Consider the following 21,185-nt stretch of genomic DNA (forward strand, 5'->3'; position numbering starts at 1 on the left):
ACGCTCTCACAATGCGATAAAAAAGAAGCGATTCCTCATTTATCGAAGAATCGCTTCTTTGCATTTTGCTCACTATAGTGATACCTCAATAGCCAACTCGTTACAATCTGAATAAAGCCACTCCGATGATCACCTTATTTACCAGCCCCTACTTCAGCCACTCTACGATTCTGAAAATGACGGATACCTGGACGCTCCAATCCTAGATGTTCACGAAGGGTACTCCCCGTATACTCAGTACGGAACAAGCCGCGTGCTTGCAAGATGGGCACAACATGATCCACGAATTCATCCAAGTTGCCCGGCAGTACTGGTGGCATAATATTAAATCCATCGCAGCCGTACTCTTCGAACCACAATTGCATTAAATCTGCCAATTGTTCATAGGTTCCAACAAACTGCATATGTCCGCGTGCACCAAGCAAACGGCGGCCTAATTCTAATATCGATAATTTGTCCTTACGAGCCATATCCATAATCAGCTGAACCCGGCTTTTCATTCCATTTGATGCTTCTACTGGATCAGGAATCTCAGGCAGCTGTCCATCTACTGGGTATTCGGACAGGTCAAACCTCAACATGCCAGACAACATACCAACAACAGCGGCAGGAGGAATCAACTCCTGCAGTTCTTTATATTTACTTTGGGCTTCCTCTTCGGTCGCTCCAATGATCGGAGATAAGCCCGGCATAATTTTTAAGCTACCACGTTCACGGCCATAATCTGCTAATTTGGAATTGACGCTTTCATAGAAGGCCTTAGCCGCTTCAAGCGACTGCTGTGCCGTAAAGATCACCTCTCCAAAACTAGCTGCAAAATCTTGTCCTGGACCAGAAGATCCGGCTTGAATAAGTACAGGATACCCTTGAGGTGAGCGAGGAACATTGAGGGTTCCTTTTGTAGAATACCACTCCCCTTTGTATTCCACTTCTTTGATCTTCTTCGCGTCAGCAAATTGTCCCTCTTCGCGGTTGACGATTAAAGAGTCATCCTCCCAGCTGTCCCAGAGAAGCGTTGCCACCTCAACAAATTCATGTGCCATTTTATACCGAAGTCCGTGCTCTGGATGCTCCGGCTTCCCATAGTTATAAGCTTCCACATCAAGCTGGGAGGTAACAATATTCCAACCCGCTCGGCCTTCACTAATATGATCTAAAGAAGCAAATTTGCGAGCCACATTATAAGGTTCGTTATACGTGGTCGATACGGTAGCCGTTAATCCGAGTTTTTCTGTTTCTGTCGAAAGGGCTGACAACAGCGTCAATGGGTCCAGCATACCCGAAGCTGCTTGATCTGCACCCATCACATACAACAAATCCGCCAAAAACATCATATCGAACTTCCCACGCTCGGCGGTTTTTGCCAATTCGCGATAAAATTTATAATTGAAGATCTTATCCGCTCCCGATTCCGGATGACGCCAGCCATAATGATGATGTCCTGAATAATAAATAAATGCACCTAAATGTAGCTGATCTTTTCTGGTTCCCATAATGACCCTGCCTTTCGAATTCTAGAGTTCGTTAACCTTTGAATGTATCACGCCAATGCAGCCATCTTCTCTCCAGCAATCGAATTGCGGAATCCGAAAGTTTTCCTATCACTGCAAAGATTGAAATTCCAACGAATACTATATCTGTTTGCGAATAAGCTCTGGCATCCTGAATCATATAGCCTATCCCCGCACTTGTTCCCATCATCTCCGCTACGACGAGTACAAGCCACGATGCACCAAGTGATAAGCGAATACCAAGTAGAATATTAGGCATTGCAGCCGGAATAATCATTTTGCTAAGCAGCTGCCATCTTGTATATTGGAAAATACGGGATACTTCAACAAGCTTGATATCAACATTACGAATTCCTAGGAAAGTGTTCAGATAAACTGGAAAAAAAGCACCTAATGAAATCATTAGTATTTTAGAAAATTCACCTACACCAAACCACAAAATGAATAACGGAATAAGGGCAAGTAATGGAATCGTTCGAAGCATCTGTAAAGATGGATCCAGTGTACGCTCTACCAACTTCCCAAGTCCTGTAGATAAGCCAAGCAGCAGTCCAGTAGCAGATCCCAATAAAAAGCCAAGCCCTGCCCGATAGGCGCTAATCCCCAGATGTCGAAACAGCTCACCGCTAGCTATTAAAGAAAAGAACTGCGCAATAATCGTAGATGGAGCAGGCAATGTCGTCGCAGAGACTAGATGGAGCGCAGCTGCCACTTCCCAAATCACCACTAGAGCTAGAGGTACAATCCAACCATGCAGTTTTTTTGGAATCCAGCTTAAACCATCGTCGTGACGCTCTATTTTATTACTGGATAGGTGATTGCTCATGATCCTTTATCTCCTCTATAACTGTCCTGCCATCTTAGCAATCTCGATTCCAACAGCTTCACTAATGAATCTGACAGTTTACCTACTACAGCAAACACGATGATCCCAACAAATACCACTGTGGTCAAAGAAAACGATCGCGCGTCATTGATTAGATAGCCAACACCTGAGCTAGAGCCCATCATCTCCGCTACGACAAGTCCAAGCCAAGCTATGCCCACAGACAAACGGATACCTAAAAAGATGTTGGGCAGTGAGGCTGGAATAATTAACTTACTCACCATCTGCCATTTACTGAATTGCAGTACTCTCCCAACATCAAACAACTTGTTGTCCACCGAACGGATCCCTAGAAATGTGTTCACGTATAATGGGAAAAATGAACCTTTGGCAATCAACAATATTTTTGAGGTTTCACCGAATCCGAACCACAAAATAAATAGTGGAGCGATTGCTAAATGGGGTAGCGTGCGCAGCATTTGCAGCGACGGATCCAGCAAACGTTCTGTTTTGTATGAAAAGCCTACCCACAAACCAGCCGCTAAGCCAAGCCCTCCCCCAATTAAGAAACCAAGCAGTGCCCGCCAAGCAGATATGCCTAAATGTTTCGCCAGCTCACCGGACGCGGTCAAGCTAACCAGTTCCCGCCATATTTCACTTGGCCTTGGCAGCAATATAGGATTTAACTTTCCCATCGCTCCGGCTATCTCCCAAATCAGGAGTAAAGCAATTGGTAAGATAAGTCCAAGCAATACATTCGTCGTTTGGATGGAAAGTCCGCGCTTCTTTACTGGATTCTTCTTATGAATTAGTGGCGAGATCACAGCTTTTTCAGCACTGAATTGCATGTAAACAACCTCTTTTCTACATCTGTGGTTTCATCCGTTACTTCAAAGGTTCCTTCAGTGCTGCTTCAATATATTGATTGTCTGTTATTTTAGAAACTTCAATCTCTTTACGGATGTTCTTAATATTAAATTGAAAATCGGCTGTCTTCTGCAATTCTTCAACAACAGCATCGCTAATTGGAATGTTGATCATCTGGGAACGTTCAAACGTACCTTCGATTACCGCTGCCGGAATGTTCCGCTCAGCTGCATATCTTTCAGTCGCTTCAGCGCGATTATCTGTCTCCCAAGCTATAGCTTTGTTGGTTACTTTTAAATAAAGCGTAACTAGTTCTGGATATTTCTCTGCGAACGCTGAACGGGAGATCACAAAAGAAGGAGATAAGACACCCAATTGCTCACCATCCGTCAAAACCTTCCCTTTACCGGTCAATGCGTTAAGAGTAATATACGGATCCCATGTAGCCCATGCATCAACGCCACCGGTTTCAAATGCAGGTTGTGCTTCATCAGGCTGTAGCTGGATAATCTCAAAATCTGCTTCTTTAAGACCTGATTCCTCAATACCGCGATAAAGGAAGTTGTAAGCATTGCTGCCTTTTGTAACAGCTATCTTCTTGCCTTTCAGATCCTCCAGTTTCTGAGCAGTACTACTACCAGGTACAAGAAGAGCAACGTTATTCGTACCTTCTAATACTTGTGAGATAATCTTAATAGGAATGCCCGCAGCTTGGGCTGCGATCACCGGCATGTTACCAAGAGTCGCTATGTCCAACTTATTAGAAGCGATCGCCTCTGTCATTGGGGGTCCACTTTGAAATTCCGTCCATTCTACTTTTACGCCCAGCTTATCAAATTCTTGCTCATACCATTTTTCCTCACGGGCTTTACCAAACATCCCCCCGCTGCCCTGCACGCCAATCTTAATGGTCACACCTTCATATTTGTTGGCGTCGTTCTTTCCCGCACTCTTTTCATTCGATGCACAACCCGTTGCAAATACAGTCAAAACAAGCATAACAAGTAGTGAATTACGAAATAATTTCATGGATCATTTCTCCCCTTTTTATAAAAAATGGACTCTCTTTATCTAGATACCAGCACCAACATCGATTGCCGGTTCTTCAACCTTCTCAAACTCACTCAGCACCAGTCGACGTAATTCTTGGAAAGAAGTACTGGATCTTTTTCGCGGAAACGGTAAATCGATGGGAAGAATATTGCGAATATGCCCAGGTCGGGGATTCATAATGACTACCCGCTCACCCAGGAATACAGCTTCATCCAGATCATGAGTCACAAATAACATAGTCGTCTTATTGCTCTGCCAAATATCAAGAAGTACCTCTTGCAGATGTGATCTAGTAAAAGCGTCTAGTGCGCCAAAAGGTTCATCGAGCAATAATACATCCGGATTACGGAGCAACGCCCTAGCAATAGATACTCGTTGGGCCATCCCGCCTGACAGCTCACGTGGATAGGATTTCTCAAAACCCTTTAATCGTACAAGTTCAATCAATTCATCTACTTTTTTGCGAACCTCTGGATTTTTAAGCGATAAATTTGCTGCAATATTATGCTCCACCGTCAACCACGGAAAAAGTCTTGGTTCTTGAAAAATAAATCCCTTCTCAATACTTGGTCCGTCGATCTGTTTGCCATTCAGTAGAACCGTGCCGCTATAGCTCGTATCCAATCCTGCCACAATTTTTAGCAAGGTACTTTTTCCGCAGCCGCTGGGACCTATAATCGTAATCAACTCGCCTTTTTTCACCTTCAGCTGAATATTGCTTAATGCGATAACATCACCTGCAGGTGCGGCGAATACTTTATTCAAATGTTCGATAACCAGTGTTTCCTCCGACACACCATTCACCCTTTCCGATAAATTTAAACTAAACTATACTTATGTATTTAATAGGTATTAAGAGCAAAAAAATAATGAGAGCTTCTAAAGAACCTTATCCGATTATTCAACTAGGTTTAATTTACATCATCTTATCAGTGACATTCCTCACATGTCAAACATTATTTTCCAAATGGGTGTATGTTTTGTGAAGTGGGGAGGTTTTGCAAATGGCAAGGACATGGTATTAGTTATAGTCGATAGGGATTTATCTAATTGGAGTTCAAAACTGGCACAAAAAAATACCGCATATTTATTGGTTTTGGACCAATGAATAAGCAGTATTTTGAGGGCTGTTCACAACCGCCATCTCTTAAGGAACCTTATGCTAAATTCTGAAAATATCAGCATTGATAATAATTCCAACTATTACTTTCTAAACGTTCTTTCATAATCTTCAAACCGTATTTTTCTAATTTGTTTACGATCCGTTGTTCTAACAATGATTCCTTCTGATTTGCCTGATGCGTCGATGCCTACTTGCGTGTTTTCGAATCTTTTTAAATAAGAATATGTACTCTCAAGAGAAGTTGGAAACTCGGAACCCTTTATGGTTTCAAGAAGTGGTGCAGACTGCAAATCAATACTTTCAATAAATCTCTTCTTCTCAATTTCATCATAAAATGGTTGATTTCCGTGATCACGCCACATCGCAATTTTCTCCTGCGATAACTCAAGAAGTCTATATAATTCATCCTTATTCAAGGAGAACACATCAAATACACGATACCCTTGAGTTTTTCTGTCAGAATAGTTCTTGGATGCTTTAGTTTTCCCTCCATAAGATTCCTGATAAATTACGGTTAATGCCCAGTCACCCTCAGGAAGGATATCTGCAATTACTTTTTCTGCTAACGGCTTAAGAAATTCCGCAATGTTCCCATAAGGATTACCGATTCTATCTCCTTTTGCATATAACAATTCTTCTCTGGAACCAATTAGATAATCAACTTCGTTATCATCATTTTTTAATAAAATGATCCTTGAATTTTCACCATCTACTTTTTCGTAAACAAAAACATCGTCTAATTCTGCGAAGCCTCTTGACTCCGTTAAAACATCATTTAACCGACCTCGTTCACCTAATTGATGATATGTAAGAATGCTTGGGTACTTTGTTAAAGAATTAATTTTCTTTAAATCCATAAACTATTCTCCCACTTTCAAATTCACTTTATATGACTCTTGTTCTTATAAACATAAACAAAGATAGCCAAGGAATATTTTACCACTGATTACGTGTTCACGTGTTATTCCTGATGGGATTGTCATAAAGAGTTCTCCTTATTTGTTTACCAATTTAACTTTGAAGATAAGTATCATCATAATCTACGTAATTACTTTGTTGAGTACGCATGAAGGTTATACGCAAAGAAGGTTCTTATATGTATTTTCAAGTGATACTCATGTAATAGAAAATCAGCAAAATAAGAATATGTAAATAGTAGTAAACACCAATAAATCTTCTTTAATAATCTGATTCAAATATTGTTTCGTTTTTATCATTTGAGAAAATAATTTTTAATTGAGCAGTCGGATTCCAAATCCTACTATCTTTTATAATTAGATATTTTCCACCTGTATATTCATACTCACGAGTCTTACTGTCAATCACCACTGAAAATGTTTTAGCATCTTTTAAAACTGGCGTATTATTAATTACAAGGCCAATTGAACCTTTCTCTAAACCACCCATAGCTATCTCATCTCGTATCATAGCCGTAGATTTAGTATAGTCAGAAGCACTACGATAAATATAAATATAGGGCAAGCTAAAAATGTAATATTCCTCGTCGTTTAGCTTTTGTATAGATACATAATCCAAATTTTCACTTTCGATAAATTGATCTAATTCTTTTTCATTGATTGCATTCCAGCTACATCCTGACAAAAAGAAGAATACACAAAAAGATAGTATTACATATCTCAAATAAAATTTCATATTCCCTCCATAATTAAATATTACACTTAGATTATTTACATCTGTAGCTATGATTCTCCTTAATAAATTCAAGCATGTACGTATCTAAAATAACAAAGGATTTACCCTACTAACTCCACTATAACATTAAATGGAATATGCTTATCTTCTACCAAGGCAATCAATTCCGAGTTGTAGCCATTAGGTATTTATAGGTTTTATGACCATAATTTATTAGTCTGTAAGATTGTATTATCAGATGATTTTGATACCTTTAATGCGAAATGATTGAAGTTGCTTGTAAACAGTGTTACTCTATCAACGGTAAACTCAAAATCTGTACTCTTCAATACATCTTATAATAGTCACTATTTTTAGTTAAGAAAGGTAACACTATGATAAAAGTTGATAACTTATCCTTCGCATTCCCGCAAAAAGAACTATATAAAAACATTTCATTTACGCTTGAAGAAGCACAACATTGCGCTTTTATAGGAACAAGCGGCAGTGGTAAAAGTACACTGATCGATATACTGATGGATCCAGAAAAATATTTGTTCGAAGGCAAGCTAGAGATGGACCCCACCTGCAAAATTGGATATGTAAGTCAGTTTTCGCAACTAGACAAATCTAAAGAAACAACCGTTTTTGAATATATAGGAGAAGAATTTATTAAGATACAAAATGAAATAACAGCGATTCTCACTGAAATGGAAACATCATCAGATATTGATTCATTACTCGAAAAGTATCAATTAGCTCTAGATGCCTTTGATTTAATGGATGGAAATGATTTTGAAAGCAATATTAATAAGAAACTAAATTTAGCCAACCTCTTGAAGCTAAAAGATGTTAGGGTATCCGATCTAAGTGGTGGGGAATTCAAGCTTATTCAAGTGATGAAGGAAATGCTGACTAGTCCAGACTTAATGATTATGGATGAGCCCGATGTATTTTTAGATTTTGAAAACCTAAATGCACTTAAAAATCTGATTAATGCTCACAAAGGAATATTGCTAGTTGTTACGCATAACCGTTATCTATTAAATCATTGTTTTAACAAAATCATACACCTTGAAAACATGGAGATCCAAGAGTTCGATGGGCGATATATTGAGTATAACTTCTCATTACTTCAGACGAAAATTGAGTTACAAGAAATCGCAGTCGCTGAACAAGAAGAAATAGAGAGATACGATAACATTATTGATAATCTTAGAGCGATCGCAACCTATAATTCAGAAGCATCTAGAGGGAGAGCGTTAAAAGCTCGGGTTAAGTTTCAAGAAAGATTGGAAGCGCGAAAAATTAAAGCGCCATTCGTTGATATTAAGCAACCAAAAATCAGTTTTGGTGTGGACAATGAAATTGAAGAAGACATCACTGTTTTAAATGTGAATAATTATAGTGTTTCCTTTGATGAGTTGATTTTAGAAAATGTTAACTTTGAGATGAAACCTACAGATAAAGTAGCCCTTATCGGTCCAAACGGTACCGGGAAAACGACTTTACTCCGAGATATCTTTAAAAATAATCATGATTCAATTGAAATAAATGCTGACATTAAAGTGGCTTATCTTTCTCAGCTTCAAGACGAAGTGCTAAAGGATTCTAATACCATACTAGAAGACTTCATCGATGCCGGGTTTGCAACTTATGACGAGATTAGAGCACATCTTTCAAACTATGGCTTTGAAGGAGAAATTCTTACTCAAAAGATAGAATCTTTATCTGGTGGCGAAAAAAATATACTGCAATTGGCGAAAGTTTCTGCTAGCAAAGCAAACTTATTGCTTCTTGATGAACCGACAAGCCATTTAGACACCTATACACAAATCGCACTGGAGAAAGCCATTGAAGACTATAAAGGTGCGATTCTCATGATTTCTCATGATTTCTATTCTGTAGTAAATGGGATGGATTATGTACTAATCATTGACGAGAAGACGATTAGAAAAATGAGTATGCGAAAATTCAGAAAGATGATTTATGCCAGTCATTTTGATAAAGATTATTTAGAAAATGAACAAAATAAAAAAGCAGTTGAAATGAAAATAGAATTAGCTTTAAAAGACAATAATTTTGAACTTGCAAAAGGTATGGTTGACGAGCTAGAAGAGCTGATTAAGTTACTTTAAATTCCAACCTTCTGAATGAAATGATTACAAGAACGATGAAATAAAATGTTGGTGGAAAAGTATCCACATTAAAGACACTGATGAATAGATCTCAGTGTCTTTTTACTGCATTGATTTTATTGATAGCTCATGCCGGGACAGTGGTTCACTTATCATTAAAAATCTTTCCCAACACATTTTTTGCCAAACTTCTCTTCATCTCTTTGGTTGATATAACTATAATGAAGTATCATGAGAAATTTTTATCAAAACAGTCTTTGGTCTCGCATTTAATTTTATACCATTGATAACCATAATCCGATAAGTTTGGTAGGATCAATAATTTGTTACCACAGCGGATACAATTATTTTCTGATAAATTTCCGTTCTTATAGTCCGCTAAGTAACCTTCTGCTAGTTCTACTTCCTTAATTATATTTTCTAGAGCAACATCGCTTATATCAAAAGGGGTCATATCTCCTCTATTTGCATAAATAGAGCGTGAAAAAGCTCCAAATCCACTAACCAGTTCGTGGTGATGGGTATTAATCCGTCCCCCACCTCTCTCAAATAATTTGATCATCGGTTCATATATATCTGGAAACTGTAATGCGATATTGTCGCGCGCATCAAGCAAAGAGCACCAGCGTAAATAATGTATACTTATTAATTTCATAAGCATAATATCAATTTCATTAAAATTCGGACACGTTTCTAAGAAAATGTCCCACTCATTTTCCTCCATCTTAAAACCTAATAACATATCCATACCTATGTATATACTTGCTGCTTCCTTAGTGATAAACTGCAAAAACACGCCGACTCTACGGTAATACTCTGCAATCAAATTAGCATCTGCTTCATATTCACCTCTAGACCTTAATTCTTCGTATCTTTTTTTTGAAATTCCAATGTATAAATTCGCATCAATGTTCTTAATTCTTTCAACACCTGTTTCGTAATAATTCATGAAGATTCCTCCGACTTAACTCACAAATGTAGTTCTCTATATTCTGATAGAAGAATTGGTTTATCTAACCAGCCCGCCCGATTGTTCTAAGCCCCTGCTTGAGTTTCACCATTTATAAGATGGCTAATCTTTAAATAAAAACAAAACCCAATAAACCATTTAGGTTTATCGGGCGAGATTTAAAAAAGTTTATCGATTCAAAACAAGTTTATCGATTTTATACTGACTGTAACACATACTGCCCCTAACCCTTTCAACTAACCTTATGCTCAATCCGCAGCTTGTCCGCTACCATGGCAATAAATTCCGAGTTAGTAGGCTTAGATTTGGAGATATTAATGGTGTAGCCGAATAAATGGCTGATGGAGTCAATGTTGCCACGGGTCCAAGCGACTTCAATCGCGTGGCGGATCGCGCGTTCTACGCGTGAAGGCGTGGTTTTGAACTTCTCAGCGATTGCTGGGTAGAGTGTCTTCGTAATCGCACCAAGGATCTCGATATTGTTATATACCATGGTGATCGCTTCACGCAGGTACTGATAGCCCTTGATATGCGCTGGGACACCGATTTCATGGATGATCGAGGTAATGTTAGCGTCGAGGTTCTTGCCCTTAGAGAGCGGCACTACATTCGATCTGGACGTCGACGAATAATTGTACATGTTGGAGGAGGAGCTCATGCTGCCTTGAGAGCCGACAAGCTGACGTACACGATTTGCCAGGACCTCCATATCGAACGGTTTCAAAATATAATAGGATGCACCAAGCTGTACAGCTCTTTGAGTGATGTTCTCCTGACCAAAAGCAGTCAGCATGATGATCTTCGGTTGAGGATTCAGATCCATATCACGTAGACGTTCCAATACACCTAGGCCGTCTAAATGCGGCATGATGATATCAAGAATAAGAACATCGGGAATTTTACGCGCTTCGCTAAGCATTTGAAGCACTTCTTCACCATTATAGGCGATACCCGTTACGGTCATATCTTCTTGCTCAGAAATGTACTCGGAAAGCAAATTCGTAAATTCCCTGTTATCATCGGCCAACAACACTTCAATATTCTGCACTGGCTGCTTCCTCCTTAATTATATCTGCTATTCGAAAATAACATTTTTTTCTTGTCTCTTACGTTTTCGACATGGAGATCGAATTCCCTTCTGTCGAAAATTATTTTTCTTTATTTTTTTTCTGTGTTGGATTATAATTAAATATTTTATCTCAATGTTCGAGGTTCTTCGTAATCGTTCGACAAAAAATCTTAAGGCTAAACCGCCTTAAGATTTAATGAATACCTATTCTCCTGTTTGGTCACACCTGAATCTTGAAGCATCCATTCGATGAAGCATCCATAACCGGACTTAGGATCATTTACAAATACATGAGTTACGGCTCCGATGAGACGGCCATCCTGTACGATAGGACTTCCGCTCATGCCTTGAACGATACCGCCTGTCTTATCGATAAGACGTGGATCGGTGATCCGCAGCACCATTCCTTTAGTAGCTGGCGTTTGCTGATGTGCTACATGAATGATCTCAACCTTAAACCGCTCCACCTGCTGTCCGTCAACTACAGTTAGGATCTCAGCAGGACCTTCCTTGACTTGATCGCTCATCGCCACGGGGATAGGTTCTTTGTAAAGACTGTGCTCGGGATTGGAGCTCATTTTACCGAAGATGCCGAAGTCAGTATTGCTCTCCACATTTCCAAGCACTTGGCTTTCTTTCAAAAAATGCGCTCGTTTCTCGCCCGGATCGCCATCCTGGCTTTTGGATATGGAGGTGACACTGGACTGAACGATATGACCACTGCCTACAACAATTGGAGTACCGGTATTCATGTCTGTAATCACATGTCCCAAAGCTCCATATACACCTTGCTCGGGAGCATAAAAAGTTAATGTGCCGACACCCGCTGCTGAATCACGAATGTACAGGCCTAACCGCCACACTTTGTCATGAATGTCATACGCGGGCTTTAACTTAGCTGTATGCTCTTTACCTCCGCGTTTGAAGACAATGGTCAAGGGGTTATTCGCTTTACCAGCACGATCCACCAGCTTGGCCACCTTGGACAACTCGTCCAATTTCTCACCATTCATGGAGATCATCAGATCACCCGGCACTAAACCGCTGACCTCTCCTGGGGAAAGCTTAGTTTTCTCGGATACTTCAATCAGATGATGACCAACAACCAAAACACCTGCTGATTTCACTTTCACACCGATCGTTTGACCTCCCGGGATCACCTTAAGCTCGGAATGAATTCCTTGTGCAGTCACCTTGGCTGGTTCACCTTGCAGTGGTGCAGCAGAACTTAGATTTGTTCCCGTTATGCCCGATAAACTAAGAAAGAAGGCAAATAAAAGGCCTGGCATTAACTTCCTGAGGTTAGGCTTCAATGGCTGTCACGCTCCCTTTTGCTTCTTTCGCTTGACGAAAAAGGTGGTCGCCAATTGCGTACCTATAAGATAACCTTGCCCCCAGGCTTTTATTACTGTCAATCATTGCTCCGCTTAGCTTGTTGCAGCCTTACTTGCCTCGGCCAGATTAAGCATTTCCTGCGAGTGATGCAATGTTTTTTCGGTAATTTCTACGCCACCCAGCATCCGGGCCAGCTCCATTACACGTCCATCGTTCGTTAGGGATTCCACTTCAGTCATGGTTCTTCCATCCTCAACCTTTTTGCGGATTAAGTACTGATGGTCAGCCATACAAGCCACCTGCGGCAAGTGAGTAATGGAGAACACCTGACAGGTAGAGGACAGCTTAAACAGCTTATCTGCGATGGACTGAGCAGCTCTGCCGCTGACACCAGTATCCACTTCGTCAAAAATCAGAACTGGAATTGCATCATGGCGCGCAAAAATACTTTTCATTGCCAGCATAATACGCGACAGCTCACCACCAGAGGCGATTTTGCCAAGCGGTCTCAGGGGTTCGCCCGGGTTAGGGGATATCATAAATTCTGCGCTGTCTATCCCTTGTCTTGTGAGGCGAATACGCCGACCATTGTATTCGACTCCACGCGGGTCCTCCAGCCTGTCCAATTTGACCTGCAACGAGGTTCTTTCCATTTGAAGGTCTTTGAGCTCACCCTCCACTTGGGTGGCCAGATCAGCAGCACAAAGCTTTCGTGCTTCACTTAATTCCGTAGCTGCTTCCATTAATACAGACAGCAACGAATCGCGCTTCGCCGTCAGTTTCTCCAGATATTCATCTTTATTCTCAAGCAAATCAGTTTCCCGGTGAATTTGTTCATAATAAGCCAAAATCTGTTCTACACTTTCTCCATATTTACGTCGGAGTCCAGTGATCAAATCCAAACGATTCTCGATTTCTTCAAGTCGCATCGGATTGAACTCGATATTTTCCCGGTAATCACGAAGCTGAAAAGCAGCATCCTCTAGCTGGTAATATGAGGACTGCAGCTGTTCGAGCACTGTTCGCAGACCCTTCTCATCGTAACGAACTGCATCCTCAAGTCTGGAAATAACATTACCGATCGATTCCAAGCCTTGTCTGTCGTAAAGCAGCTCATATGCACCCGATACGGAATCCATCATTTTCTCACTGTGGGATAGTTTGACCCGTTCTTCGGTAAGTAATTCATCTTCTCCCGGTTTTAATCCGGCGGATGAAATTTCTTCAAGCTGAAAACGATATAAGTCAAGCATTTGGTATGCCTTCTGGCTGGATTCCTGCAGCTCTCGCAGCTCTTTCTCCACCTTCGCGAAGGCAGAATACCTTTCCTGAAAAACTGCCTTTAGCGGACCAATAATCGGTTCTCCGTATGTATCCAGCAGTCCCAGATGCCGTTCCGCCTTCAGCAAGTTCTGGTGCTCATGCTGGCCGTGTATATTAACCAGCTGCTCGCCGATCTCGCGAAGCATGGTAAGATTGACCATCTGCCCATTTACACGTGATGTACTTTTACCTTGAGAGGTAAGCTCGCGTCGTATAATAAGATGCTCCTCGCGCTGGGCCTCAATGCCAAGACGCTCCAAAGTCTCCCAAACGGGATGACCGCCGGGAAGACTGAAGAGCGCCTCCATCTCCGCTTTTTCACAACCATAACGAATGGAATCCGCAGAACCGCGGCCTCCAACAATCAATCCAAGCGCATCAATAATAATGGATTTACCTGCCCCGGTCTCCCCCGTAAGCACGTGGAAGCCAGGATAAAAATGCACATCTACCGCCTCAACGACGGCAAGATTGCGTATAGACAAGGTTTCTAACACTAATAGAGCACCTCCGAGAAGATGACAGGCATCTGATTAATTATAATTAAGAAATATAACCCATGATTTGTGAAATTACGGTCTTGCTGTCCTCAGGTAAACGGCAAATGATAAGGATTGTATCATCACCAGAAAGGGTTCCCATAATTTGCGGCCAGTCAATATTATCAATTAAAGCAGCGACAGAGTTAGCCGTACCTGGTAAACATTTCATCACCACAAGATTAGCCGAGGAATCGATCTGCACAAAATTATCCACAAGAACGCGCTTAAGCTTCTGAATGGGATTGTACCGTTGATCCGTTGGAAGTGAATATTTATATCTTCCATCATCCATGGGTACCTTGATGAGCAACAGCTCTTTTATATCTCGAGATACTGTGGCTTGAGTAACTTGAAAACCTGATTCCCGCAAGGCTTCCACAAGCTCGTCCTGTGTCTCGATATCCTTTTGTGTAATAATTTCACGAATCTTAATATGTCGTTGTCCCTTCATTGTTGCCTCCTGGTATATAAAAAATATGGACTCAGTTTGATTCTCCGTCGTCTTTGCCAAGCTTAATGACATGGATCGATGCTGTTGCTACATTAACATATAGAACGCCGCTGCATTCCGGATAGATCAGCAGGTAGGGAAGCAAGGTATCACGTAAGCCACTGCCAGTGAAATCCAAAGGCTTGCGTGGTCTGGAAAGGATAACTAAATATAAAGATCCTTCCTCTTTTGTCGCCACATAATCTATAAATAACCGGCTATACATCTGCGCCCCATTTACGTTGAAAGACAAGGGGATTTTTAATTTCCCTCCAACGACCTCATATCCTTCATCCTCAAGTATATCAATAGAGGGATGTGGAATAATCACTTTATTGAACGGAATTTGATCCTTCATAAAAGAACGCGGAGAACTCTGCAGCCATACATATATCCGATATATTATAAAAATCGATAATGCTACCCCAATAAACGCCATAACGACCTTGTCAGAGCTACCCGCCACTATCAATCACCTCGGTGATTTATTCGCGTGAAGCCCTGGTAAATCCTGCTTCTAAGCTATCTTTTTATAAGCTTTCCGCATAATTGATATTATTCGCTAATTCAGCAATTTACAATTACAACGAGCACAGTAAATCCAAAAAAAGATTCAAAATATAAAGACCCGGATTTTATACCGGGTCTTTATTTTAATAAATTCAATCCCTTTGAGCAAATCTGCTCCCTCAATCTTAACAGATGAAGAGGAATTTTCAAGGTTGAACTCTTCAGACTTCCCGCTCAAAAAAAACACCCCGCTGACCATTTGAGGTTGACGGGGTGTTCATAAAGCTCTAACGGCGCGCGGAGTTTCCATGAGTAGAACTCACATTAAAAGTACCCGTAGCCTGCTTAATCACTTCATCAGCAAGGGATGGAAAGTCCTCCACTGGAATGACTGCTGCAACAGCAGCTGCCGGCTGTACGGATGATTCTTCGCCTTCTGCCACTTCTGGCGTCAGTCTCCAATGAGCAAGAAACTCAATATTGCCTTCCCCGCCTGTAATTGGCGAAAAAGTCAATCCATGGAGACCGAATCCTAACTCTGCAGCCATAGTCAGTACATTAATCAAAACCTCTTTATGGACAGCGGAATCACGAATCACACCTGATTTTCCAACCTTCTCACGTCCAGCCTCAAATTGCGGCTTGATGAGTGCAGCGATATCTGCTGGACGTTGCAGCAAGGCTTTGAGGGGTGGGAGAATTATTTTTAAGGATATAAAAGATACATCAATACTGGCAAAGTCCGGAACAGGACCCTGCAAATCTGTAGGTGTCATATACCGGAAGTTCGTACGCTCCATAACGCTCACTCGCTCATCATTCCGCAGTGACCAATCCAGCTGGTTATAGCCAACATCAATGGCGTACACATGGCTTACACCATTCTGAAGCGCACAATCTGTGAAGCCGCCAGTGGAAGCACCAATGTCCAGCATGTTCCGACCGGTAAGATCAATATTAAATTGGCGAAGAGCCTTCTCCAGCTTTAGGCCTCCACGACTGACATACGGATGCACAGAGCCTTTAACCTTAAGGGTAGACTCCCGCGAGACCTTCATGCCAGCTTTTTCAATACGTTCCTCATCCGCGAGCACCAACCCTGCCATAATAGCAGCTTTAGCTTTCTCCCGGCTTTCATAAAAACCTTGCTCCACAAGCAGTACATCAATCCGTTCTTTACGGTGTTCCATGGTCATCTCCCGATCGTTCAAGGGTTACTAATTTCCGGCTTCCACTTAGGAAGACGAAGTCGTTTTGTAATTATAAGCACTTAGAGCCATCATGGACTTGATACGTGCACATAACGCTTCTACGGTAAGACCTGTTTGCTGACGTTGTTCTTTAATGGAGCCATGCTCCACGAAGATGTCGGGCACACCCATCAGATGTACACGAGCGTCATAAATTTCATGCTCCGCGTAGAACTCCAATACCGCACTGCCGAGACTTCCCGCTTGGCAAGCCTCTTCAATAACAACCATATTGGTTCCAGCATGAGCCAAATCCAGAAGCATGGAATTATCAAGCGGCTTCAGGAAACGCGCATTCACAACGCCCACCTGAATCCCTTCCCGCTTCAGCAAATCAGCGGCTTCTTCAGCCACTTGAACCATAGGACCACATGCCACTACAGCATATCCTTCTCCTGTACGCAGTCGTTCCCATGATCCTATAGGAAGGGTATGCAGTTCAGCGTCCATTGCCACACCTGTTCCATTAATACGCGGATAGCGGTAAGCAATTGGACCGTCATTATATTCAAGTGCCGTCTTCATCATATGACGCAGCTCATTTTCGTCTTTTGGCATCATCATAACCATATTAGGGATATGGCGCATAAAAGCAACATCGTACACACCCTGATGAGTCTCACCATCCGCACCCACAAATCCAGCACGGTCAATGGCGAACATAACATTGGCATTATGGCGGCAAATATCATGGACGATCTGATCATAGGCACGCTGCATGAAGGTAGAATACACGGCGTATACCGGCTTCATCCCTTCCATAGCCAAAGCTGCACACAAGGTTGCTGCATGCTGCTCTGCAATCCCCACGTCAATCATGCGATCCGGGAATTCCTTTGCAAAAGGAAACAAACCTGAACCGCCTGGCATCGCAGGGGTAACTGCAATCAGACGCGAATCTTCACGTCCCAGCTCAATCAGCGTACTGCCAAATACTTCGGTGTACATTGGAGGACCTACAGCTTTAAGTGCCTGACCTGACTCAATTTTGTAAGGGGAAATAGCATGCGATTTATAAAAATCAGTCTCAGCCGGTTTATAGCCCTTGCCTTTGGTCGTCAGCACATGCACAAGCACAGGACCCGCCACGTTATCTGCTTGATGGAAGGTGTCGATCATTTTCTCCAGATCATGTCCATCCACTGGCCCAAGATACGTAAAGCCAAGCTCTTCAAACAATACTCCAGGAACCATCATATATTTAAGACTGTTTTTTAATTGTTCAGCGGTTTTCGCTAATCGTCCACCGATGGCCGGAATCTTCTTAAGCAGCCCTTCAACCTCGTCTTTGGCACGCAAATAATGACGGTCCGAACGAATTTTGCTTAAATAATTGTGCATCGCCCCTACATTCGGAGCAATCGACATTTCATTATCGTTCAAAATGACCATCAGCTTGCGCTTCTCATGACCAATGTGGTTAAGCGCTTCAAAAGCCATCCCGCCGGTAAGCGCACCGTCACCAATCACGGCAATCACCTTGTTGTCTTCGCCTTTTAGATCACGAGCCATAGCCATCCCCATAGCTGCCGACAAAGAGGTGCTGCTATGTCCAGCCTCCCACACATCATGTTCGCTTTCAGAGCGCTTAACAAAGCCGCACAATCCCTGATATTTGCGTAGGGTATCAAAGCGATCTTGACGGCCGGTCAGTATTTTGTGGACATAGGCTTGGTGGCCAACGTCGTAGATCATTTTGTCACGAGGACTGTTGTAGCAATAATGTAAGGCCAGCGTGAGCTCCACCACCCCCAGATTAGAACCGAGGTGCCCGCCGGTTGCTGTAAGCTTCTCAATCAGAAATCGTCGAATTTCCTCTGCAAGAGTAGTTAATTCTTCGACTGACAGTGATTTCAGTTGTTGTGGATCATTTATTTGTGGAAGCAGCACGAATAGTTCCCCGCTTTCCTAGATGTTGTAAAATATATAAAAACCATTATAACACAAACGAAACGGCTGTCGAAATACAGCCGCTTCGAAAGTTCATACTTAGTGATCACGTGCCATTAAATAATCTGCAATTTCCAGCAGGCGCTGGTTGTCGTAAAAACCGCCATTCAGCACAGCATTTCGGGCTGCTTCTGTAAGCTGCTTCACCTCAGCACGAGATTCCTCCAACCCAATAAAATAAGGGTAGGTTACCTTCTGCTGCTTGATATCGCTGCCTGTTTTTTTGCCAAGCTTTCCTTCATCACCAACCAAATCAAGAATATCATCCTGGATTTGAAAAGCGAGTCCGATGCTAGTGCCAAAATCACGCAGAGCTTCAAGCTGCTTCTCTGTTGCCCCTGCAATACGTCCGCCGGCTAACAGCGAAAAAATAATTAAATCTCCGGTTTTATGCAGATGAATATATTTCAGCTGCGCTAGATCTGTTAGTCCTTGCTCGCCTTCCATATCTGCAATCTGACCACCGACCATGCCGCGTGGACCTGCCATTTCCGCCAGATCCTCTACTATGGATAAAACATTTTCAGCAGGAATGCCAAATTTACGTGAGGCTTGTACCACACTGTAAAAAGCATGGGTCAAAAGCGCATCACCCGCAAGAATAGCCGATGCTTCACCAAAGACTTTATGATTCGTCAGCTTGCCGCGCCGATAATCATCATTATCCATGGCAGGCAGATCATCATGAATCAACGAGTAGGTATGTACCATCTCAATCGCAGCAGCAACAGGCAAGGCTGCTTCACGGCTGCCTCCCAGTGATTCACAAGCAGCGATCACAAGCAACGGCCGGAGGCGTTTGCCCCCTGCCATTAGCGAATACTTCATCGCTTGCTGTAAATTTTCTGGTACCGTCCACGCTGCGGGAAGAATAGTCTCAAGCTCATGTGAGAGCAAATCACTTATCGATGCGATGTAATCCTCCAGCGGCTGCCGCATGCTTTCACTTGCGGAGCTTCCCTCCAGATCATTCTCAAAGCGATTCATCGGCGTCCCCTTCCAGACGTGCACCAAACGGCTTTTTGCGCAGTTCTCCGTCCTCTTGGGTAATCATTTCGATCTTACGCTCTACTTGTTCCAGCTTGCTGCCACAAAGCTGCGACAGCTTCATGCCCTGCTGAAATAAATCGATGGCCTTCTCCAGAGGAACGTCGCCGTGTTCAAGCTCACGAACGATTTCCTCCAGTCGGTCCATAGCGCCTTCAAAATCAAGTTCCGCTTCCTTCGTCATCGTCTTTGCCATCCTCCTTCATCCCCCATACTTGGCAGTTCAGCTGTCCGTCATTCATCTTTATCACCACAAGATCGCCAAGCTGCACTTCGGTCAGCGATTTGATTAAATGTTCTTCCGCCTCGTCATACACTAAGCTGTAGCCGCGCGACATTACTTTTAGCGGGCTCAGCGCATCCAGGTGACGAATCTCTGCCACATAGCGAGATCGCTTCTCCTGCAAACGAGCCTGCATAGCGCCCATTAACTCACGGCGCATGCTGTCCGTGCGCTGACGTGCTGCGGCAACACTGTCGCGCGGATGGAACCGCTGCAGACTGTGATGCAGCACCGCCTTACGCTCGCGGGAACGGCTGAGCCGTGCATCCGCTGAGCGCTGGAGCCGCTCACGCAGCATGTCCAGCCGCTGCGTGTGCTGAATCAGCGTCCGGCGCGGGCCTGCCAGCGCCAGCGAGCGCTGCAGCACCGAGTGGCGCTCGCGTCCACGCTGGGCGCGTTGTTGCAGCGCCTGGCGCAGCCGCTGCTGCAGCTGGCGAAGCTGCGCAGCTAGCTCGCCGGCATGAGGCACGGCCAGCTCAGCGGCCGCTGTGGGCGTAGCCGCGCGGAGGTCGGCGGCGAAATCGGCAATCGTGAAATCGGTCTCGTGGCCGACGGCCGAGATGACCGGAATCCTTGATGCCGATATCGCTCGCGCGACTTCCTCCTCGTTGAACGCCCACAGCTCCTCCAGCGAACCGCCGCCGCGGCCGACGATAAGCACGTCGGCTTCACCCATGGCGTTCAGCGCACCAATCGCCTTCACTATCGAAGGCGCAGCGCCTTTGCCTTGCACCAGTACGGGATAGATTACAATAGCTACCTGCGGAAACCGCCGCTGAAGCGTAATCACAATATCTCGTACAGCTGCTCCTGTTGGGGAAGTAATCACACCAATACACTTCGGGAACCGCGGCAACGAACGCTTGCGAGCTTCTGCAAAAAGGCCTTCTTTTTCAAGCTTGCTCTTCAGCTGCTCATAAGCCAGATATAAACTGCCAATCCCATCAGGCTGCATATGTGTGGCGTAGAACTGATATTGCCCATCCCGTTCATAAACGGTCACATTACCTCTGGCAATTACCCGAGCGCCTTCTTTCGGAATAAAAGGCAGCCGCTGGTTATGAGAAGCGAACATAATCGCTTTAATGCGGCTGCTCTCGTCCTTAAGTGTGAAATACATATGCCCGCTGCCATGATGTGTAAAGTTGGAAATCTCTCCGCGAATCCACACATCCGAAAGTAAATTATCCGAGTCTAGCTTCATGCGGATATAACGGTTGAGTTCTTTTATCGAATAAACCTGCCGCTCTGCCGCCATGAATCTTA

Annotated in this window: 19 protein-coding genes; 1 reads left to right on the forward strand and 18 read right to left on the reverse strand. The window is 43.2% G+C overall.

Annotation, left to right across the window (positions count from 1 at the left end):
* Positions 1-134: 134 nt before the first annotated feature.
* From NYE35_RS22225 to NYE35_RS22255, 7 genes are all read right to left on the reverse strand, one after another.
* A complete protein-coding gene (locus NYE35_RS22225; protein WP_341122063.1) occupies positions 135-1,493 on the reverse strand; it encodes an LLM class flavin-dependent oxidoreductase in 1,359 nt (452 codons plus the stop codon).
* 31 nt (positions 1,494-1,524) lie between these two features.
* The gene (locus tag NYE35_RS22230; protein ID WP_076129474.1) at positions 1,525-2,337 is read right to left on the reverse strand and encodes an ABC transporter permease; all 813 of its coding nucleotides are present in this window, start codon (positions 2,335-2,337) and stop codon (positions 1,525-1,527) included.
* Complete coding sequence (locus tag NYE35_RS22235) at positions 2,334-3,185, reverse strand: ABC transporter permease (protein WP_076129473.1); 852 nt, start codon at positions 3,183-3,185, stop codon at positions 2,334-2,336. The genes NYE35_RS22230 and NYE35_RS22235 overlap by 4 nt, the downstream gene beginning before the upstream one ends.
* A 37-nt stretch (positions 3,186-3,222) precedes the next feature.
* On the reverse strand, positions 3,223-4,233 hold the full coding sequence (locus tag NYE35_RS22240) for an aliphatic sulfonate ABC transporter substrate-binding protein (protein ID WP_340397013.1): 1,011 nt from the start codon (positions 4,231-4,233) through the stop codon (positions 3,223-3,225).
* 42 nt (positions 4,234-4,275) lie between these two features.
* Positions 4,276-5,052: an ABC transporter ATP-binding protein gene (locus NYE35_RS22245; protein ID WP_076129471.1), complete on the reverse strand. Its 777-nt coding sequence runs from the start codon at positions 5,050-5,052 to the stop codon at positions 4,276-4,278.
* 408 nt (positions 5,053-5,460) lie between these two features.
* On the reverse strand, positions 5,461-6,237 hold the full coding sequence (locus NYE35_RS22250) for an RNA ligase family protein (RefSeq protein ID WP_341122064.1): 777 nt from the start codon (positions 6,235-6,237) through the stop codon (positions 5,461-5,463).
* A gap of 322 nt (positions 6,238-6,559) precedes the next feature.
* Entirely contained in the window at positions 6,560-7,033 is a 474-nt protein-coding gene (locus NYE35_RS22255) for a hypothetical protein (RefSeq protein WP_076278393.1), read from the reverse strand.
* Between the two features lie 374 nt (positions 7,034-7,407).
* On the opposite strand from NYE35_RS22255, the gene NYE35_RS22260 reads away from it, so the two are divergent.
* Entirely contained in the window at positions 7,408-9,150 is a 1,743-nt protein-coding gene (locus NYE35_RS22260; protein ID WP_076302720.1) for an ABC-F family ATP-binding cassette domain-containing protein, read from the forward strand.
* Between the two features lie 229 nt (positions 9,151-9,379).
* Here the strand turns inward: NYE35_RS22260 and NYE35_RS22265 are convergent, their stop codons facing one another.
* From NYE35_RS22265 to xseA, 11 genes are all read right to left on the reverse strand, one after another.
* Positions 9,380-10,099 carry a hypothetical protein gene (locus NYE35_RS22265; protein ID WP_341122065.1) on the reverse strand — a complete coding sequence of 240 codons (720 nt, stop codon included), beginning with the start codon at positions 10,097-10,099 and terminating at the stop codon, positions 9,380-9,382.
* 253 nt (positions 10,100-10,352) lie between these two features.
* Positions 10,353-11,168, reverse strand: coding sequence for a sporulation transcription factor Spo0A (gene spo0A, locus NYE35_RS22270; RefSeq protein ID WP_036682806.1), 816 nt, complete (start codon positions 11,166-11,168; stop codon positions 10,353-10,355).
* Between the two features lie 197 nt (positions 11,169-11,365).
* Positions 11,366-12,478 (reverse strand): SpoIVB peptidase, encoded by a 1,113-nt coding sequence (gene spoIVB, locus NYE35_RS22275; RefSeq protein WP_081383394.1) that lies wholly within the window; start codon positions 12,476-12,478, stop codon positions 11,366-11,368.
* A 138-nt stretch (positions 12,479-12,616) separates the two neighbouring features.
* A complete protein-coding gene (recN, locus tag NYE35_RS22280) occupies positions 12,617-14,344 on the reverse strand; it encodes a DNA repair protein RecN (RefSeq protein WP_076218782.1) in 1,728 nt (575 codons plus the stop codon).
* Between the two features lie 46 nt (positions 14,345-14,390).
* The gene (gene ahrC, locus NYE35_RS22285) at positions 14,391-14,840 is read right to left on the reverse strand and encodes a transcriptional regulator AhrC/ArgR (RefSeq protein ID WP_036682813.1); all 450 of its coding nucleotides are present in this window, start codon (positions 14,838-14,840) and stop codon (positions 14,391-14,393) included.
* Positions 14,841-14,871: 31 nt separating this feature from the next.
* On the reverse strand, positions 14,872-15,345 hold the full coding sequence (locus NYE35_RS22290) for a hypothetical protein (RefSeq protein ID WP_232061423.1): 474 nt from the start codon (positions 15,343-15,345) through the stop codon (positions 14,872-14,874).
* A 331-nt stretch (positions 15,346-15,676) separates the two neighbouring features.
* Positions 15,677-16,579 (reverse strand): TlyA family RNA methyltransferase, encoded by a 903-nt coding sequence (locus NYE35_RS22295; protein ID WP_076129653.1) that lies wholly within the window; start codon positions 16,577-16,579, stop codon positions 15,677-15,679.
* Positions 16,580-16,624: 45 nt separating this feature from the next.
* Entirely contained in the window at positions 16,625-18,529 is a 1,905-nt protein-coding gene (dxs, locus tag NYE35_RS22300) for a 1-deoxy-D-xylulose-5-phosphate synthase (RefSeq protein WP_036682816.1), read from the reverse strand.
* A 99-nt stretch (positions 18,530-18,628) separates the two neighbouring features.
* Positions 18,629-19,576, reverse strand: coding sequence for a polyprenyl synthetase family protein (locus NYE35_RS22305; protein WP_076281389.1), 948 nt, complete (start codon positions 19,574-19,576; stop codon positions 18,629-18,631).
* Positions 19,563-19,820: an exodeoxyribonuclease VII small subunit gene (gene xseB / locus NYE35_RS22310; RefSeq protein WP_036682818.1), complete on the reverse strand. Its 258-nt coding sequence runs from the start codon at positions 19,818-19,820 to the stop codon at positions 19,563-19,565. The genes NYE35_RS22305 and xseB overlap by 14 nt, the downstream gene beginning before the upstream one ends.
* The gene (gene xseA / locus NYE35_RS22315; protein WP_038572529.1) at positions 19,798-21,177 is read right to left on the reverse strand and encodes an exodeoxyribonuclease VII large subunit; all 1,380 of its coding nucleotides are present in this window, start codon (positions 21,175-21,177) and stop codon (positions 19,798-19,800) included. The genes xseB and xseA overlap by 23 nt, the downstream gene beginning before the upstream one ends.
* Positions 21,178-21,185 lie beyond the last annotated feature (8 nt).

The sequence above is a fragment of the Paenibacillus sp. FSL L8-0494 genome, assembly GCF_038003695.1.
Classification (GTDB): domain Bacteria; phylum Bacillota; class Bacilli; order Paenibacillales; family Paenibacillaceae; genus Paenibacillus_AQ; species Paenibacillus_AQ odorifer.

Excerpts from the sequence above, each read along its gene's own strand:
- NYE35_RS22225 (WP_341122063.1), bottom strand. The coding sequence starts at position 1,493 with ATGGGAACCAGAAAAGATCAGCTACATTTAGGTGCATTTATTTATTAT.
- NYE35_RS22230 (WP_076129474.1), bottom strand. The coding sequence starts at position 2,337 with ATGAGCAATCACCTATCCAGTAATAAAATAGAGCGTCACGACGATGGT.
- NYE35_RS22235 (WP_076129473.1), bottom strand. The coding sequence starts at position 3,185 with ATGCAATTCAGTGCTGAAAAAGCTGTGATCTCGCCACTAATTCATAAG.
- NYE35_RS22240 (WP_340397013.1), bottom strand. The coding sequence starts at position 4,233 with ATGAAATTATTTCGTAATTCACTACTTGTTATGCTTGTTTTGACTGTA.
- NYE35_RS22250 (WP_341122064.1), bottom strand. The coding sequence starts at position 6,237 with ATGGATTTAAAGAAAATTAATTCTTTAACAAAGTACCCAAGCATTCTT.
- NYE35_RS22255 (WP_076278393.1), bottom strand. The coding sequence starts at position 7,033 with ATGAAATTTTATTTGAGATATGTAATACTATCTTTTTGTGTATTCTTC.
- NYE35_RS22260 (WP_076302720.1), top strand. The coding sequence starts at position 7,408 with ATGATAAAAGTTGATAACTTATCCTTCGCATTCCCGCAAAAAGAACTA.
- NYE35_RS22265 (WP_341122065.1), bottom strand. The coding sequence starts at position 10,099 with ATGAATTATTACGAAACAGGTGTTGAAAGAATTAAGAACATTGATGCG.
- spoIVB (WP_081383394.1), bottom strand. The coding sequence starts at position 12,478 with ATGCCAGGCCTTTTATTTGCCTTCTTTCTTAGTTTATCGGGCATAACG.
- ahrC (WP_036682813.1), bottom strand. The coding sequence starts at position 14,840 with ATGAAGGGACAACGACATATTAAGATTCGTGAAATTATTACACAAAAG.
- NYE35_RS22295 (WP_076129653.1), bottom strand. The coding sequence starts at position 16,579 with ATGGAACACCGTAAAGAACGGATTGATGTACTGCTTGTGGAGCAAGGT.
- NYE35_RS22305 (WP_076281389.1), bottom strand. The coding sequence starts at position 19,576 with ATGAATCGCTTTGAGAATGATCTGGAGGGAAGCTCCGCAAGTGAAAGC.
- xseB (WP_036682818.1), bottom strand. The coding sequence starts at position 19,820 with ATGACGAAGGAAGCGGAACTTGATTTTGAAGGCGCTATGGACCGACTG.
- xseA (WP_038572529.1), bottom strand. The coding sequence starts at position 21,177 with ATGGCGGCAGAGCGGCAGGTTTATTCGATAAAAGAACTCAACCGTTAT.